Source organism: Devosia sp. 919 (assembly GCF_013185965.1).
Classification (GTDB): Bacteria; Pseudomonadota; Alphaproteobacteria; order Rhizobiales; family Devosiaceae; genus Devosia.
Genome location: NZ_JABAOL010000001.1, coordinates 1,075,939 through 1,090,964, shown reverse-complemented (window position 1 = coordinate 1,090,964; position 15,026 = coordinate 1,075,939). Strand labels below are relative to the sequence as shown.

The window sequence follows — 15,026 nt, the reverse complement described above, 5'->3', positions numbered from 1 at the left end:
GGAACAGCAGTGATCTAGCGAACATCCACAAGCTTGGCTGCAATCAGGTCATCCAACATCAGATCGACATCCCCGGCACAGCTCGCCGCATCGACGTCGTATTCGGCCTGCACCGCCTGGATCAGTTCAGCCTTGCTTTGCGGCGCCTGCAACCGGCGCCACAGCAGCGCTCCCACGCCGTTGAGCGTGAAATATTCGTTGGCTCTCAGATCCAGCAGCGCAAGGCCGTCGCCGAGTGCCGTGGTCAGCACAGCATCGCCGTTAACGGCACGGAAGGTCAGGGTGCCGCTGGTGGCCTGGTTCAGCTCTTGGGTCAAACCCCGCTCCTGCCAAGAGGAATGTTCGCTGCCGAATGCGACGACCCAGCAGCGAATACGCGTTTACGAGAAGGTAAGGTCGCCAAAAGGGGTGCCTGTGGGAAAAGTCGCGTCCAGGGCGCTACCCGTAGATGCACCCTTGGTCACGGCTTCTACAGACCCGTGGCGGACCAGCCGCGGCGCAGTATAAGTGAGTTTCGTCATGTCAATCTCCAGCCAGAACAGTTGAACTTTGTGCGCTTGCTGCAACACAACTGATCCTGCTCATTTGGGTCACAACAAGTCAACGCGTCATTAACTACTAGGTAGAGACACGTATATGGAAGATTGGCGTTGATTCGAGTTCTCTCGCGGGCAAACAACAGTTATCTACTTGCTGTCAGCTATCCAGCGGGGCCCGCCAATTCGCGCCGAGCTACAAACCGTGGTCCACGCGCTGCGCCAGCACTTTGCCCCTGGCGCACCAGATGGTCCCGCGCCCGGTTATGCCGGCGATTGCAGCGGAGTCTTGCGCATCGCCATCGCCAACAAGATCCTGCTTTACATCAGCGAGCCGCTCCGCCACCGATTGAGCCCGAGCGAGCAGGCCGCCGTTGCCGCCTATAAGTTCAGAACCTTCCAGATCAACTCGACGCTGCTACGCGAAAGCCTGGCAGTTTTTGCCACGCTCAAAGCCGTTCAGACTCCGTTCATCTACATGAAGGGACCGCTGCAACAGCGCTTGGTTCACGGTGACTTTTTCACCCGCCCGGTTGCGGATATCGACGTGCTGCTCCCCCGCCGCCATCATCGCGCCGCGGTCAAGTCATTGGCAGCATTAAACTATAGATCAGCTTCTACCTCGCTCTGGTGGCGCCTGTTCCTTGGCGAAGAGCATCTGGTCAAGATCGGAGCCTTTCCCACCACCATCGACCTGCACTACCGCCTCCAACAACCCGGCTCCCCCGCCCCTCGACGCGCCGGTCAATATCTTGAAATGTTTGATCAAATCGAGTTCTCAGGAACGCAGCTCCCCTGCCTTTCTCGGCACAAGATTCCTCTGATCTCAGCCATCAGCATCGCCAAGGGGCTTTACAACCGCGAAGCCACCGCCGCCCATGTCTGCGATCTTTTCGTGCTGTTGCAGGACGATCTCACCACCCCAGACCGGTTCCTCGCCACGGCCGCCGACCAGGGTCTCGGCGGCACGGCGCTCCTAGCGCTACGCGCCGTAACCGCGCTTTTTGGCACTGATAATCAACTACTTGACCGAGGACCACCCGTCCTGGCGAACATCTCCGACGAGACGCTGACCCGCATGATCCTTACCCCGGATGACCCTGAGCTGGTCTGGCCCATGCGCCGGGACGTGCTGTGGGAGCTGTGCCTCGGTCAGCGGACGCAATACGCCAAGGAGGTGGCCAGGGCCCTCGCATCGGAAGCGGCATTGCGCCTGTTTGAAGGTCGGCGCCTGCCGGAGCAGAACTAACGCTTTGGCAGCATTAGCCAAAGCGGCCTACGCTTTACCCCGCGCTGGCTCACGGTAATAGTTCTTGAAGGTGCTGAGATACCGTTCCGACCCATCGGGCGCACTGAAGCCGGGTAGATCTGCAAAGTTGACCTTGTTGAGCAGCGCGCCCTGAATATGGGCGGCCAGCACCGGGTCCTTCTCGAGCAACGAACGCACCAGTCGGCGCGGGGTCTTACCCCACTGCACCACCAGCAGGAAGGCATCGGTCCAGGGCAGGACGACGTTGGCGTCAACCACCGGCGCCAAGGGCGGCAGGTCGATGACCACATAATCAAACTCCCGCCGTAGCTCACTTATGAGTTCCTGCATGGCGGTTGAACCCAAGAAATCCCGGTTCTTGGCATTAGCACCGACGCCCCCTGCTGGAAGCACTGTCAGGCCAGTTGCGTCCTCGATGCAGGTCAGACTACGCCAGTCCGCGCCTTCAGCGATCTGGAGCAAGCCTGGACGTGCTCCTGGCGCGAGGAGCCTGCTCGCGCCCTGATGCCGAAGGTCGGCATCCAGCAGCACGACCCGCGAGCCTCCGGCAGAGAGCATTTCGGCAAAGGCGATCGCGACAGTGGTCTTGCCTTCGCCCGGGAGCGCCGAAACGATGCCGACGACCTGATTACCGTTGCTGTTCGGGGCTGCCGCATCCAGCGCCAGCTTGCCCGAACGCAGAGTTTCGGCAAAAGCGGAAGTAGGTGCGGACGGCTTCTGGCGGAGGATCAATTGGTGAGCGGTGCGGTAAACAGAGGCCTCCCTGAACCTGGTGCCCGCCTGGCGCTCACCTGCCTTGCTGCGCCGCCCACGCAGACAGGGCAGATAGCCAACAAACCGTAGCCCGAGTTCGCTGGTGATTTGTTCGCCGATGCGGAAGGAGCGGTCTCGGATTTCGCGCAGAAAGGCGAGCAGCGCGCCGATGAACAGGCCCCCCATGGTCGCGCCGATCAGCGAGAACAGCAGGTTGGGACTGGAGGCAGCCAATGGCACTTCGGCAGGGCTGATGATGCGGGCCGTCGGGATCGGAAATGACTGGCGCTGCAGGAGTTCTTCGTAGCGGGACAGGAAAGAATTATACAGGAGATTGAGGGCTTCTGCGCGTTGCTGCAATTCGTTGAGCTGCACGCGGTCCTGGTTGGACTGCGAAGCCAGCGCGCTTTCCGCCGCCAGATTGTTGCGCAGCTCCGCCTCGCGTCGTTCGGCAACCGCGACCTGGTCACGATAATAGTCGAGCCTGTCACGCAGCCGATTGAAAATCTCATTCCTCACGGAACGGAGCTCAGTCTCGAGGGCAGCGATCTGGGGATGATCGAGTCCGAAATTGCTGGTGATCTCGGCGATCCGGGCCGTGATGGTGTTCTGGCGGCTGAGCAGCTCTGCGACATTGCCAGCATCAAGGCTGCCGTCGGATAGCACTCGCGACTGGCCGGCCAGCCCTTCAGGACCACCTGCCAGAGTTACTTGCAGTTGCTCTGCCTGGGCCCGCATCTGCGCCGTATTGGCTTGGGCCAAGACCAGTTGTTGGGTTAGCGTTTCGGAGCGCTGGGTGACGAGATTGTCGCTATCGGCAAGGGAAAGGTCGGCGCTCCGACGAAACTCCTCGACGGCACGGCTGGCTTCTTGCTGGCTGACGCTCAGCTCGGTCAAGCGTTGCTGCAGCCAGTCCGCCGCGGTCCGTGATGCATCGAGATTGGTGTTGAGCTGGTCCTGCACGAAAGCGTCCGCATAAGCAGAGGCAATCCGATGGGCAAGCTCCGGGTCTGGCGAGCGATAGCCCAGGCTGATCACATAGCTGCGGCCGACCCGCTCCACGAGAACGTTACGGCGCAGCAGCCCGGCAACCATGTCGTCGGGGAGTTCAGTCAGGCGCTCCGGCTCCACTGGCGGCCGGTTCAGCAGCATTCCGACGAGATCGCCGATCATGCCGCGCACGCGGCCGGTAAATGAAGGCGGCGGGTTGAGGAAGGTCTGGTCCGAACCGAGGTTTTCGCCACGCGCGACTTCGCCCGCAAGCCTGGTGGATCGCAGGACCTCAAGTTGATTGAGGATGTCAGTCTCGCCACCCGCCAGCGAGGATGTGCTCTCTTCGTCATTGATCACGGCGCCCACCCGGGGGTCGATCATGATCTGGCTGACCGAAACATAGCTGCGCGGCGCGAGCATGAGGTAACCAACGCCAAAGCAGGCGCCAAGCAGTGCTGCGGCGAGCACAACCGGCATTTGACGGCGGAGCGCCATCAAGATCTTGCCAATATCGATGAAGCGAATATCGGATGAGAGCTCATCGTCGAGCTCAGGGCGCCGCACGGTATTGACCAGTTCGAGATTGCGGTGGCGGGCGGAGCCGGCAGACCAATGGCTGCTGGATTGGGTGTCCTTCAATATGGCCGGCTCCTGCATCTGCAACCTTCAGCAGGACTGTTGTAACGCCAATGATGAACGCGGTCTTTGACGGCAGAATTGTGAAGACTACTTAGGCGAGGCTCACGCCGAAGGGCTGCGGTTCAGGCAACTGCCAAACTGAACTGCAGGCGGGCGAGGTCGGCATATGGCCCATCGCGGCCCATCAGTTCGTCATGCGAGCCCTGGTCGACGATCCGGCCCCGGCTGATCACCAGGATGGTATCGGCTGTGCGGATAGTGGCGAGGCGGTGAGCAATCACCAGGGTGGTGCGCCCACTGCGCAGCCGGGAAATGGCCGTCTGCACCAGCCGCTCACTGTTGGAGTCGAGGGCGCTGGTGGCTTCGTCGAGCAGCAGGATCGGCGCGTTTTTCAGCACGGCGCGGGCGATGGCCAGGCGCTGGCGCTGCCCGCCTGATAAGGTCACGCCCCGCTCGCCAACTGGGGTGTCATAGCCCAGCGGCATCGCGGCGATGAATTCGTGCGCCAGCGCCATCTCGCAAGCAGCAACCACCGCATCCCGGCTGGCTTGCGTGTCGCCGAAGCGGATGTTGTCCTCGACGGTGCCGGAGAAGATCGTGGGCTCTTGCTCCACCACCGCGATGCGGCGGCGCAGTTGATGCAGGTCCGCATGCCGCACATCCACGCCGTCGACGAGGATCGCGCCGATCTCGACGTCATAAAATCGCTGCAGGAGCGAAAAGATGGTGGACTTGCCCGCCCCGGAGGATCCCACCAGGGCGATGGTTTGGCCGCTCTTGGCCTCAAAGCTCAGGCGGTCAAGCACAGGTTCCGGATCGTCTCGCTGGAAGCGAAAAGTGACGTTGCGGAACGCGATGACCCCCGTGCCTTCTGCGGGCAAGGCCTCGGGCGCTGCGGGGGTGGCGATTGTTGCGGGGGTGCTCAGGATTTCCACAACGCGCTCGGTTGAACCGGCGACCACATGGAGCGACCCGGCCACCTCCGATAGGGTGGCGAGCGCCCCTGCCCCCATCCAGGCATAAAGCAGGAATTGAGTCAGTTCTCCTGTGCTGGCCAGCCCATGGAAGACCGCCTGGGCGCCCCACCAGATCACGAAGATCATCGCGGTACTCGACAGCAGCATCAGCAGCGACATCATCAGCGCGCGCGACTTGAGCCGTCCGATTTCGGAGCGAAAACTGCCCTCCCCGATTGCCTGATAACGGCCAACCTCCTGACGCTCGCGGGTAAAGGATTTCACCGTGCGCGTGGCACTCAGCACTTCGGTGGAGCGGGCCGCAAGATCAGCTAGCGCGTCCTGGCTGCGCCGAGACATGCTGCGCAAGCGGCGCGCCATGAGCAGCAGCGGCAGCATGATTAACGGCGCCGCCAGGACCACTGCGACTGTGAGGAACACATTGGTTGTCAGCATGAACAGGAACGCCCCGGCCATGGTGACCAGAGCCCGCAGCGCGGTTGACGCTGTGGCGGTGATTGCGGCCTTGATGGTCGACACATCGCCATTAAGGCGAGATGCGAGATCACCCACGCGGTGGCGATCGAAGAAGGCGGGATCGAGGCTCAGGAGGTGGGCGAACACGGACAAACGGATATCGGCGACGATGCGCTCGCCGATATAGGCTATGTGATAAAAGCGAATGCCATTGGCAAGGGCGGCGGCAGCCCCGAATAGTCCGATGATCCAGGCATGGTGGCCCACCGTACCTAGGTCCCTTGCCACAAAGCCGGTGTCGATCATACGCCCGAAAAACAGGGGGATGAACAAGGACGCCGACGTCGATAACACCAAGAACGTGAGCGTCAAGCAAAGCCGAACCCGGTAGCGCAGGAGATAAGGCAAAAGGTGACGGAGTGGCTGTAGCCGGGCCACGGCCGCTTTGCCGCCCCCTCCCCTTGCACCTTGCACCCACCAGCTTTTGAACATGGATCCGAGCCGACCTCTTGCTGAGCCACGGGACGGCCCGGCACATTGAGATGCGCGGCGTGGGAGAGGGTCAAGCCGGGGCAACTACTGCCTGCTGGAGACGGAGCGCGCCTCGAGCACGAGCGTGGCGTTCACCTTGCTTTAACCCTGCTTAGCCAGTCTGCCCGGACAGCATCTTGCAAGGAGCAAACTATGCACACTCAGATCAAGGACCGCGCTTACGCACTTTGGGAAGCGGCTGGCCGCCCAGAGGGTCAGGACCAGCGGTTCTGGTTTGCCGCAGCCGAGGAATTGGCGGGAGCAGCCATGTCCGCACCGAAATCCAAGTCACCAGCGGTAAAAAAGACGGGCACGGCCAAGCCGCGGGCAAAAAAGGCGGCTTGAGGCTTGACGCCGGCGATTGAATGCCGGCCGCCGTTTTTAGATCCAGTAGGGCGGCACCGCGTAATATTCGTAAAGCCGCAAGCCGTTGTCGGCGCTCCAATAAGCGTCATCGTCGCGGTCGTAGCGGGGCGCCCCTTCGAGCTGCTCGCGCGTGATATCCACGCGATAGCCACCCAGCGCTTCATCATAGTCAAGCTTGGACCAGGGCAGTGGGTAGTGCTCGTCGCCGATCCCGAGGAAGCCGCCGAATTTGAGCACGGCATAGCTGACCTTGCCGCTGCGCTTTTCAAGCATGAGCCGCTCGATCGAGCCAATATGCTCGCCGGATCGGTCGAACACCTTGGTGCCCTCGACCTTGTCTGAACCGATCAGGTCGTGCGTTTCCTTGACATAGACGTCCTGCCCGGAAGCTTGTTCATAAGCCATTACCCTGCTCCCTTGTTGCCGCTGGCAGGTACAACGTCTCCTGCATCGCCCCGTTCCGAGGGGCAAGGATGGAGGAACCGCCGCCGCTTCCCCGCATTGCTTCTTGCAGACAAGGGCGAACTCGCCCGGGATCAAGGGAGAAAAGCTATGGCGACTGTTCCCAACAAGCCGACGCGCACCGTGGCAGAAGTGGACACGCTAATTGATGAGAATGGCTCGCCCATCGTGGTGCCGGAGGACTCGGCGCTGAAAGTCGCGGCGGGGGACGAAGCGAGCGTCGGCGCTACTGGGCCCACTAATTGGTGGCTTTATGGGCTGATCGGGCTTGCCGTGGTGATTGCGATGCTGCTGCTGATGCAGTTGTTCAATGGGGCGCCTGGAACCGACGTGCAGCCGGGCTCGCCAGTGTCCGAGCCGGTGGTGGAACCCGTGGCGCCAACGCCATAGAATGGGGGCAAGCGCGGCTGGCCGCGCTCGCCGCCCTATCAGATCAGCGGTTGATCGGGGAAATCTGGATCTCTACGCGACGGTTCTGGGCGCGGCCGGATTCGGTGGCGTTGGAGGCGATCGGGCTGGTTTCTCCCTTGCCTTCAATGAAGAAGCGCCGCTGGTCGATGCCCTGATTGGCCAGGATGGTGGCAACCGCTACGGCACGGCGCTGCGACAGGCTTAGATTGTAGTTGTCGTCACCCTGCGAGTCCGTGTGGCCATAGACGTCGACGATGGTCTGGTCGAACTTCTTGAGCACCAGCGCGACAGAAACCAGGGTCTGGTTGAACTGGGGCTGCACGCTCGCCTGGTCGGTGGCGAAGGTGATGTTGGAAGGCATGTTGAGGATGATCTGCTGGCCAACGCGGGTCACGGAAACCCCGGTGCCCTGCAGCTGAGCGCGCAGTTCGGCTTCCTGGTCGTCCATGTAATCGCCAATGGCAGCGCCGGCGAGACCGCCCACGCCGGCGCCGATCAGGGCGCCCACGCGCGGGTCGCCGCCCACGGCAGCGCCGACAAGGGCGCCGGTGATGGCGCCACCGCCCGTGCCGAGAAGGGCGCCGCCGGCGGTGTTGGAGAGCTGGGATTCGCCAGTATATGGATTGATGCTGGAGCAGGCGCTGAGCGCCAGGGCGGCAAGGCCGGCAACGAGTAGCTTGGACTTCATCGAGTCACCCCTGATGGATTTGGCCGTCGGTGCGCCCTGATTATGTCATCATGGTGAACGGGTAATGAACGAAAGCTGTCAGGTGTTGGCCCAGCCGCCATCGACCAGGAATTGTTGCGCCGAGATCATGGCGCTGTCCTCGCTGGCGAGAAACAAAACCATGCGAGCGATGTCTTCGGGATACACCCGGCCGGCAAGGGCCTGGCTGGCATCGATCAGTTGTTCGGCCGCCGGGTCGATCCAGTGGGTGAGCTGGCGCTCGGTCATTACCCAGCCGGGCACAACGGTATTGACGCGGATGCCGGACTTGCCCAGTTCGCGCGCCATGGCGCGGGTAAGGCCATGGGTGGCGGCCTTGGCGGTCTCATAAACAGGGATGCTGGGTGACATGATCATCCAGCTGATCGAGCCGGTGTTTATGATCGAGCCGCGACCGGCCGCCTGCATGCCGGGGGCGACGGCCTGGATGGCAAAGAAGCTGTGCTTGAGATTTACCCCCATGCGATCGTCCCAGTATTGCGGGGTCACTTCGCTCCAGTTGTGTCGCTGATCATGGGCGGCATTGTTGACCAGCACCAGGGCATCCCCATGGGCTTCGGCAAAGCCGGCGATCGCGGCCTGGTAGGCGTCGGTATTGGTGACGTCGCAAGGGGTGAAGCGCACCTGATGGCCGGCGGCCACGAGTTCGGCAGCAAGGCTGTCGCCGGCGGTTTGTGCAATGTCGACAAAGCCGACTTTGGCGCCTTGGGCGGCAAAACTGCGCACGAGGCATTCGCCGATGCCCGAGGCACCGCCAGAGATCACGACGGGAGTGCCGTCTAGGCTTGGATAACGGCTATATTCAGTCAAGGCTGGTATGGCTTTCTGCAGGAATTGGGGCCGGGTGAATTGAGCGGACCTCGGTGGTCTCGAGAAGCGTCACGATATCATCAACCCGGTCGATATAGCGCTGCTCCATGGCGAAGTTCAGCGTGATATATTGGCGATTGGGCACAAAGGTGCAGAGATTGGCGCTCGGGTGGAACGAGCCGACATAAACGGGCTCCACCAGATCACGAGTCATGTTGCCATACATGCGGTGCGGCGGCACCAAGGTCAGCACCACGTCGGTGGTGCGGCTGAAGCGAAAGAACTTGTCGCCATAAAGAAAGGGCAGCAGGCGAGAAATGCGCCGATGCAACGCGAACATGCCCATCAGGATAAATTGGTAGGTCGTTGTATCGCGCGCTTCGATTTCACTCAGGGTCGCATCGATCCCACGGACATAGTCGATGAAATCAGGTTTTACGGCAAAGCCGGCCATGAGGGCGCGGACGCGGAACTGGTCGTCATCGACCTCGCTGCGTTCGGAGTTGTCCAGCATGGTATAGGCGGCGGTGATGACCTTGGCCTCGGGACCCTTTTCGGCGACATTGAGGGCCTGGGTGATCAGCCCGAACATCAGCGCGCGCTGGCGTACGCCGATGCGGTTGGCAAGGGCGCGGATGCGGCTACGGGTGATAGCCAGCGAGCGGAACTGGATGTTCTTGACCGGCACATCGCTCTTGTTGGCGTAATAAAGCTGCAGCGTGGCACCCATCACCGAACCCACGGCCAGACCCATCCGGCGCTTGAAGGGCAGCTTCTGCTTGGGCTTGGCCGCTTCGGGGGTTCGGGCAATGGATTGGGAACGCGTCAACAGGGACGAATCATGTCCCTCCAGCAGCGCATGGCTCGATCGCACCAGGACCATGGAAGCATGGCCCTGCCCATCAGGGCCCCCGCGCAACGTGGCAGCATAAACGCGAAACAGCGGCAGGTCCTGCCGCTCGAAAATATCGAGCCCCTTGCCCAGCCATTTATCGGGATAACCCTCGAAGCTGTCGACCTCGATCACCGAAGTAATGGCGTCCAACAGGTGCTGGGGAAAAGGCTGTCCGGGCAAGGCACCCTTGAAGCCATGGGTCAGCTGGGGTGCCAGAGACACCATTTCGGCAACAAAGTTGGCCAGGCTTTCCTTGGTGAAGGCCGTTTTCGAGTAGGCGGTGAAATAAACAGTGTTCTTGGAGTTGTATAAGAACCACTGGAAATTGGTGAACAGCGCCTGCGGATCCTTGCGCACCGCTGCCGCTGCCCAATCGAGCATTGCCGGGCCTTTGCCAGCGGCGCTCGTTTCTGGAAAGTCGCTCACCCCTGTTCCCCCAATACCCGTTCGGGCGCTGTTGCTGTTGTTGTAAACGCTCGCAAGGCAGGCTTCAACTGCACTGCTGTTGCGCAGTTAACCCCCGATAAGTTGTCGGGATTATTGGGGGACCAAGCTCATATTTGGTCAAGCAAAGTGCGCTGGCGCATTGGCAGATGGACCGCGCTTAGTTTAGAATAGGTCTTATCTTGGCACCCGGACTCGTGGCGTTGGAACGAGTTAGCGGTCGGGTGCGCGTCGAATTGGCTCATACCCATGGTCGCGGCGTGCTCCTAAATCTATCGGGCAGCAGCGGATCGGCCTGCCGGCATCAATGCAGAAGGACAGTGGGATGGACTATCGCGGAATCTTCGAAGATGCGGTGGACTCGTTGCGAGCGGAAAAGCGCTACCGAGTGTTTGCCGATCTGGAGCGGATTGCCGGACGCTTTCCCAAGGCGATCTTCCGCGATGAAGCCGACAATGCGCGTGAAATCACCATCTGGTGCTCCAATGACTATCTGGGCATGGGCCAGCATGAGGCCGTGATCGGCGCCATGCAGGAAACTGCGGGTCGGCTCGGGGTCGGCGCCGGCGGCACGCGCAATATTTCGGGCACCAACCGGCCGCTGGTCGAGCTTGAGCGTTCGCTCGCCGACCTGCACCGCAAGGAAGGCGCGCTGGTCTTTACCTCGGGCTTTGTGTCCAACGAAGCAGCGATCTCGACCATTGCGCGCCTCTTGCCGGACTGCGTGATTTTTTCGGACCAGCTCAACCATGCCTCGATGATCCAGGGCGTGCGCCAGTCGGGGATGCAAAAGCACATCTTCCGGCACAATGATGTGGCGCACCTGCGCGAATTGCTGGCGGCGACCGACCGCAAGCGCCCCAAGCTCATTTGCTTTGAGTCGGTTTATTCAATGGATGGCGACATCGCGCCTATCGAGGCGATCTGCGATCTGGCCGAGGAATTCGGCGCGCTGACCTATATCGACGAAGTGCATGCCGTGGGCATGTATGGCGCGCGCGGCGGCGGCATCGCCGAGCGCGACGGGCTGATGGATCGGATCGACATCATCGAGGGCACGCTGGCCAAGGGCTTTGGCGTGATGGGCGGCTATATCGCCGCCAACAAGTCGATCATCGATGCGGTGCGCTCCTATGCACCCGAATTCATCTTCACCACCGCCCTGCCCCCGGCCCTTTGCGCCGCAGCGCGGGCATCCATCGAGCACCTCAAGGCATCCCAGACCGAGCGCGCCATGCAGCAGCGCCAGGCGCGGCTGCTCAAGGCAATGCTCAGCGATGCGGGCCTGCCGGTGATGGAAACCGAAACCCATATCGTGCCGGTGATGGTGGGCGATGCACGCCAGTGCAAGGCGGCCAGCGACATGCTGCTCGACAAACATAATATCTATATCCAGCCCATCAACTACCCTACCGTTCCCAAAGGCACCGAGCGGCTGCGGATCACCCCCACCCCGCTCCATACCGACGAGATGATCTTTGCACTGCGCCATGCGCTGGTCAGCGTCTGGACGAGCCTCGAGCTGCCGCGCGAGCCGGCCGATGCCGCCATCACGGCGAGCAAGCTGACCTCGGGCAATCTGACACTGCCGACCAGCGGCGGCTAAGGCGTTCAGGCCTATCCAGGCAATCTTTGATAACGTGCCCCGGCCATCGCGCCGGGGCATTGTTGTTTAAAGCCGACTACAAGCGGGTCCTTGTGACAGCCGGCAGCGCTCCCCAAGTGAGGGAGCCTCGAGCTGGAGCACCCATCATGAAAATCGGTATTATCGGCATTGGTCATATCGGCAGCACACTGGCGCGAAAGCTTGCCAGCAATGGACATCAGGTGCGGGTCGCCAACTCCAAGGGCGCGGACGCCGTAAGATCGTTTGCCGACGAGATTGGCGCAGTTCCCACTGACGCGGCCGGCGCCGTGGCGGACGCGGATGTCGTGATCCTCTCGGTCCCCTTCCCGGCCGTGACCAAGCTGGCCGAGGTGATCGCGAGCGTGCCTGCCGCCGTGCCGGTGATCGACACCGGCAATTATTACCCGGATATGCGCGATCCTCGTATTCCCGAGATCGACCAAGGCATGACCGAAAGCGTTTGGGTGGCCCAGCAGCTCGGGCGGCCGGTGATCAAGGCGTTCAACAACATCCTCGCCTATTCCCTGAAAAATTTGGGTCGGCCGCCGGGGGCACCCGATCGGCTCGCGATAGCTGTGGCCGGCGACGACGATGCTCAAAAGCGCATCGCCATGGCCATTGTGAACGAAGTGGGCTTTGATCCGGTCGATGCCGGCTCGCTTGACGATAGCTGGCGGCAGCAGCCGTCCACTCCTGCGTATTGCTGTGACTGGAATGCAGAAGAGACCATCCGCGCATTGGCGGCCGCCAAAAAGGGTGCCGCAACGGCCAAGCGCGACCGGCTGGCAGAGCAGTTTGCCAAGCTAGGCCCAAACCCGAGCCATGGGGATGTCGTCGCGGCCAATCGCTTGGCCAACGCGCCCTAGCGGCTCACGACCAAGGGCGTCCGCATCGTTGCGGGCGCTCCTGCGTCGCCATTGGGAGCGCCCACAAGGCTGGGGCCGCAGCCTGGCTCACGAATGAGCCAGGACCGGAACCCCGGCTCTCCATTGCTGTTGACCCCGCAACAGCAGAAATGGAGAACGAGATGCGTTTGCCCATCGCCCTTGTTGCAGCATTGATCGCAGCGGCTCCTGCCTCGGCCCAGGAAGCTGGCACCACAACAGCGCTGGAAATCAACCCGCAGTCTTATACCGGCCTTTGGTACGAGATTGCGCGCACGCCCACGCCCTACCAGGAGGACTGCGAGGGCGGGGTGACGGCCACCTATAGTCTGCTTGATGAAACCAGCGTCGAGGTAATCAACCGCTGGGATCGTGCTTCAGGCGATGAGCAGGGCGTGGTTGGTACGGCTGAAGTGGTCAATGGCAACTTCAACACGTTCTCGGTGGAGTTTGGCGAAGATAGCGGCGCTCCAGGCGTCAACTATGTCGTGGCGGCAGTTGGCGAGGAAGACGGCGGGCAATATCCCTGGGCGGCGGTTTATTCGCCAGAGGGCAATACCGGCTGGATCCTGGCGCGCGAGCCCGAATTGAGTGCGAAAGAGCGCAAGGAAGCTGAGGCAGCCTTAAGCGAGGTCGGCGTAGACCTGGCGCAGCTTTCGGACACCGCTCAGCCACCCCAAAGCTATGATCCCGCAGCCGAATAAGTTCGCCCCGGGGCGTCAAAAACCCTCATCGTGGTGGGTTCGCTCACCATTGCCCGGCGGGGGATAGGATGTCCCACGAGGCGGATTGTGGTCCGCTCCACGCCCCGGCCATGGAGCGGGACGTCACGCTCCGCCTTAAGGGCCGCCTTAAGCAAAATTGCTAGCTTAGCTCGTGAGCACGATGCGCATGAGGTCGGCCGTGTTGCGAGCGCCCAGCTTCTCCATCACGCGAGCGCGATGCACTTCGATGGTGCGCGGCGAAATTCCGAGCTGGCGGCCGGCTTCCTTGTTGGAGCGGCCATTGGAAATCAGCTGCAGCACTTCGCGCTCGCGCGGCGTCAGCTGGGAAAAGCCGCGCACTTCCACCGGGCGGCCCGACTGCTGGCCGCCGCCAAGATGAGCTTCGTGGCGCATGGCCGCCCGCACGGCACTAAGCAGATAATCGCTGTTGATGGGCTTGGTGACCACATCGGAGGCGCCAAGCTTCATTGCCGTGACAATGGCATCGACCTGCGAGGTTTGGGCGAGCATGAACACCGGCGTGCTGTGGCGTGCCGCCTTGATGCGCTGCAGCAGGCCCAGGCCGCTTTGGTCGCCGAGTTCGAAATTGAGCACCACGGCATCAGGACGCCGACGCTCCATGGCGGCGGCGAAATGGGTGGCGTCCAGCGAGAAAGTTGTTTGAAAACCTTCCAGCCGGAACAGCACGCTTAGTGCTTCGCACACGGCCGGGTCGGCATCAACAATATGGATCAGTCGGTCACGGTTCAAAAAGGAATGGTAATAAGGGTGTTCGCTCATCCTGCCTCGTCCTTGATAGGCTGCGTCGCACGATCGATGCTCTCCGACCTGAGGGCGACTTAATCTTAGCCTGAACTTTGGCCTTGACTGAAGATGCTGCTCGGTCATCACCCGGGTAATTTGAACTAAGTGTAGATGCAGTCCGATAAGGGGAACACGTAGGAGGAACTACCTAGGCCAATATAGGTATATCGGCCTAGATTAGGTCAAGTCAATGGTTTTTATTCCTATTTTTCCGTCGGCTGGACCGGGCTTTGCCGCAGCTCGTCTCGGATTTCGGTGAGCAGAACTTCTTGCCGGGTCGGCTCGGCCGGGCCGGGGTCGGTAGCCTCCTCCCGCTTGAGGCGGTTGATCACCTTGACCACGAGAAACAGCGCGAAAGCGATGATGAGGAACTTGACCACGGCATTGATGAAGAGGCCGATATTGAGGGTTGCAACTCCAGCGGCGCGGGCAGCTTCAATTGAGGGAACAGGAACGCCGTCGGGATTGGAAAGAACAATAAACAAATTGGAGAAATCGATGCCGCCGATCAACAATCCGATGATCGGCATAAAGATATCGTCAACTATAGACGAGACAATAGCCCCGAAAGCGGCGCCGATGATCACACCGACGGCGAGATCGATCATATTACCCCGCATGGCGAAGTCGCGAAATTCCTTGAGCATTTGAGTATCCTCTTGGCTGATCGAGCGCATCATTCATCCTCCAAGCAGCCGGGCAAAGCAATGGGCCAA

The 15,026-nt window shown here is 61.3% G+C and carries 14 protein-coding genes and 1 pseudogene; 6 read left to right on the top strand and 9 right to left on the bottom strand.

Going from position 1 to position 15,026, the window contains the following annotated elements; genetic code table 11:
• Positions 1 to 14: 14 nt before the first annotated feature.
• Complete coding sequence (locus HRQ64_RS05250; protein ID WP_172122477.1) at positions 15 to 317, bottom strand: PqqD family protein; 303 nt, start codon at positions 315 to 317, stop codon at positions 15 to 17.
• 508 nt (positions 318 to 825) lie between these two features.
• Between HRQ64_RS05250 and HRQ64_RS05240 the strand changes: the two genes are divergently transcribed.
• The gene (locus HRQ64_RS05240) at positions 826 to 1,785 is read left to right on the top strand and encodes a nucleotidyltransferase family protein (RefSeq protein ID WP_172122475.1); all 960 of its coding nucleotides are present in this window, start codon (positions 826 to 828) and stop codon (positions 1,783 to 1,785) included.
• A 27-nt stretch (positions 1,786 to 1,812) separates the two neighbouring features.
• Here HRQ64_RS05240 and HRQ64_RS05235 read toward each other — a convergent pair whose 3' ends face one another.
• Positions 1,813 to 4,191: a Wzz/FepE/Etk N-terminal domain-containing protein gene (locus HRQ64_RS05235; RefSeq protein ID WP_172122474.1), complete on the bottom strand. Its 2,379-nt coding sequence runs from the start codon at positions 4,189 to 4,191 to the stop codon at positions 1,813 to 1,815.
• 122 nt (positions 4,192 to 4,313) lie between these two features.
• Positions 4,314 to 5,996 carry an ABC transporter transmembrane domain-containing protein gene (locus HRQ64_RS05230; protein WP_248307220.1) on the bottom strand — a complete coding sequence of 561 codons (1,683 nt, stop codon included), beginning with the start codon at positions 5,994 to 5,996 and terminating at the stop codon, positions 4,314 to 4,316.
• A gap of 312 nt (positions 5,997 to 6,308) precedes the next feature.
• Here HRQ64_RS05230 and HRQ64_RS20075 point away from each other — a divergent pair.
• Positions 6,309 to 6,416 (top strand): annotated as a pseudogene (locus HRQ64_RS20075) (DUF2934 domain-containing protein); the annotation flags it as partial.
• Positions 6,417 to 6,536: 120 nt separating this feature from the next.
• Here HRQ64_RS20075 and HRQ64_RS05220 read toward each other — a convergent pair.
• Positions 6,537 to 6,926, bottom strand: coding sequence for a PRC-barrel domain-containing protein (locus HRQ64_RS05220; protein ID WP_172122471.1), 390 nt, complete (start codon positions 6,924 to 6,926; stop codon positions 6,537 to 6,539).
• Positions 6,927 to 7,073: 147 nt separating this feature from the next.
• Between HRQ64_RS05220 and HRQ64_RS05215 the strand changes: the two genes are divergently transcribed.
• Positions 7,074 to 7,373 (top strand): hypothetical protein, encoded by a 300-nt coding sequence (locus HRQ64_RS05215; protein ID WP_127752063.1) that lies wholly within the window; start codon positions 7,074 to 7,076, stop codon positions 7,371 to 7,373.
• A gap of 43 nt (positions 7,374 to 7,416) precedes the next feature.
• On the opposite strand, the gene HRQ64_RS05210 is transcribed toward HRQ64_RS05215, so the two are convergent.
• The 3 genes from HRQ64_RS05210 to HRQ64_RS05200 form a co-directional block, all read right to left on the bottom strand.
• Positions 7,417 to 8,082 carry an OmpA family protein gene (locus HRQ64_RS05210; protein ID WP_172122470.1) on the bottom strand — a complete coding sequence of 222 codons (666 nt, stop codon included), beginning with the start codon at positions 8,080 to 8,082 and terminating at the stop codon, positions 7,417 to 7,419.
• 78 nt (positions 8,083 to 8,160) lie between these two features.
• Entirely contained in the window at positions 8,161 to 8,931 is a 771-nt protein-coding gene (locus tag HRQ64_RS05205) for an SDR family oxidoreductase (protein WP_172122469.1), read from the bottom strand.
• Entirely contained in the window at positions 8,924 to 10,252 is a 1,329-nt protein-coding gene (locus HRQ64_RS05200) for a hypothetical protein (protein WP_127752060.1), read from the bottom strand. The genes HRQ64_RS05205 and HRQ64_RS05200 overlap by 8 nt, the downstream gene beginning before the upstream one ends.
• Positions 10,253 to 10,595: 343 nt before the next feature.
• On the opposite strand from HRQ64_RS05200, the gene hemA reads away from it, so the two are divergent.
• From hemA to HRQ64_RS05185, 3 genes are all read left to right on the top strand, one after another.
• A complete protein-coding gene (gene hemA, locus HRQ64_RS05195) occupies positions 10,596 to 11,876 on the top strand; it encodes a 5-aminolevulinate synthase (protein WP_127752059.1) in 1,281 nt (426 codons plus the stop codon).
• A 116-nt stretch (positions 11,877 to 11,992) separates the two neighbouring features.
• A complete protein-coding gene (locus HRQ64_RS05190) occupies positions 11,993 to 12,763 on the top strand; it encodes an NAD(P)-binding domain-containing protein (protein WP_349236672.1) in 771 nt (256 codons plus the stop codon).
• A 161-nt stretch (positions 12,764 to 12,924) separates the two neighbouring features.
• Positions 12,925 to 13,485: a lipocalin family protein gene (locus HRQ64_RS05185; protein ID WP_172122467.1), complete on the top strand. Its 561-nt coding sequence runs from the start codon at positions 12,925 to 12,927 to the stop codon at positions 13,483 to 13,485.
• 165 nt (positions 13,486 to 13,650) lie between these two features.
• On the opposite strand, the gene HRQ64_RS05180 is transcribed toward HRQ64_RS05185, so the two are convergent.
• Both HRQ64_RS05180 and mscL read right to left on the bottom strand, forming a co-directional pair.
• Positions 13,651 to 14,286 (bottom strand): LuxR C-terminal-related transcriptional regulator, encoded by a 636-nt coding sequence (locus HRQ64_RS05180; RefSeq protein WP_172122466.1) that lies wholly within the window; start codon positions 14,284 to 14,286, stop codon positions 13,651 to 13,653.
• A gap of 227 nt (positions 14,287 to 14,513) precedes the next feature.
• On the bottom strand, positions 14,514 to 14,957 hold the full coding sequence (gene mscL / locus HRQ64_RS05175) for a large conductance mechanosensitive channel protein MscL (protein WP_172122465.1): 444 nt from the start codon (positions 14,955 to 14,957) through the stop codon (positions 14,514 to 14,516).
• Between the last annotated feature and the right edge of the window lie 69 nt (positions 14,958 to 15,026).

Coding starts and splice junctions, on each gene's coding strand:
- HRQ64_RS05215 (WP_127752063.1), top strand. CDS start 7,074: ATGGCGACTGTTCCCAACAAGCCGACGCGCACCGTGGCAGAAGTGGAC.
- HRQ64_RS05180 (WP_172122466.1), bottom strand. CDS start 14,286: ATGAGCGAACACCCTTATTACCATTCCTTTTTGAACCGTGACCGACTG.
- mscL (WP_172122465.1), bottom strand. CDS start 14,957: ATGCTCAAGGAATTTCGCGACTTCGCCATGCGGGGTAATATGATCGAT.
- HRQ64_RS05185 (WP_172122467.1), top strand. CDS start 12,925: ATGCGTTTGCCCATCGCCCTTGTTGCAGCATTGATCGCAGCGGCTCCT.
- HRQ64_RS05210 (WP_172122470.1), bottom strand. CDS start 8,082: ATGAAGTCCAAGCTACTCGTTGCCGGCCTTGCCGCCCTGGCGCTCAGC.
- HRQ64_RS05220 (WP_172122471.1), bottom strand. CDS start 6,926: ATGGCTTATGAACAAGCTTCCGGGCAGGACGTCTATGTCAAGGAAACG.
- hemA (WP_127752059.1), top strand. CDS start 10,596: ATGGACTATCGCGGAATCTTCGAAGATGCGGTGGACTCGTTGCGAGCG.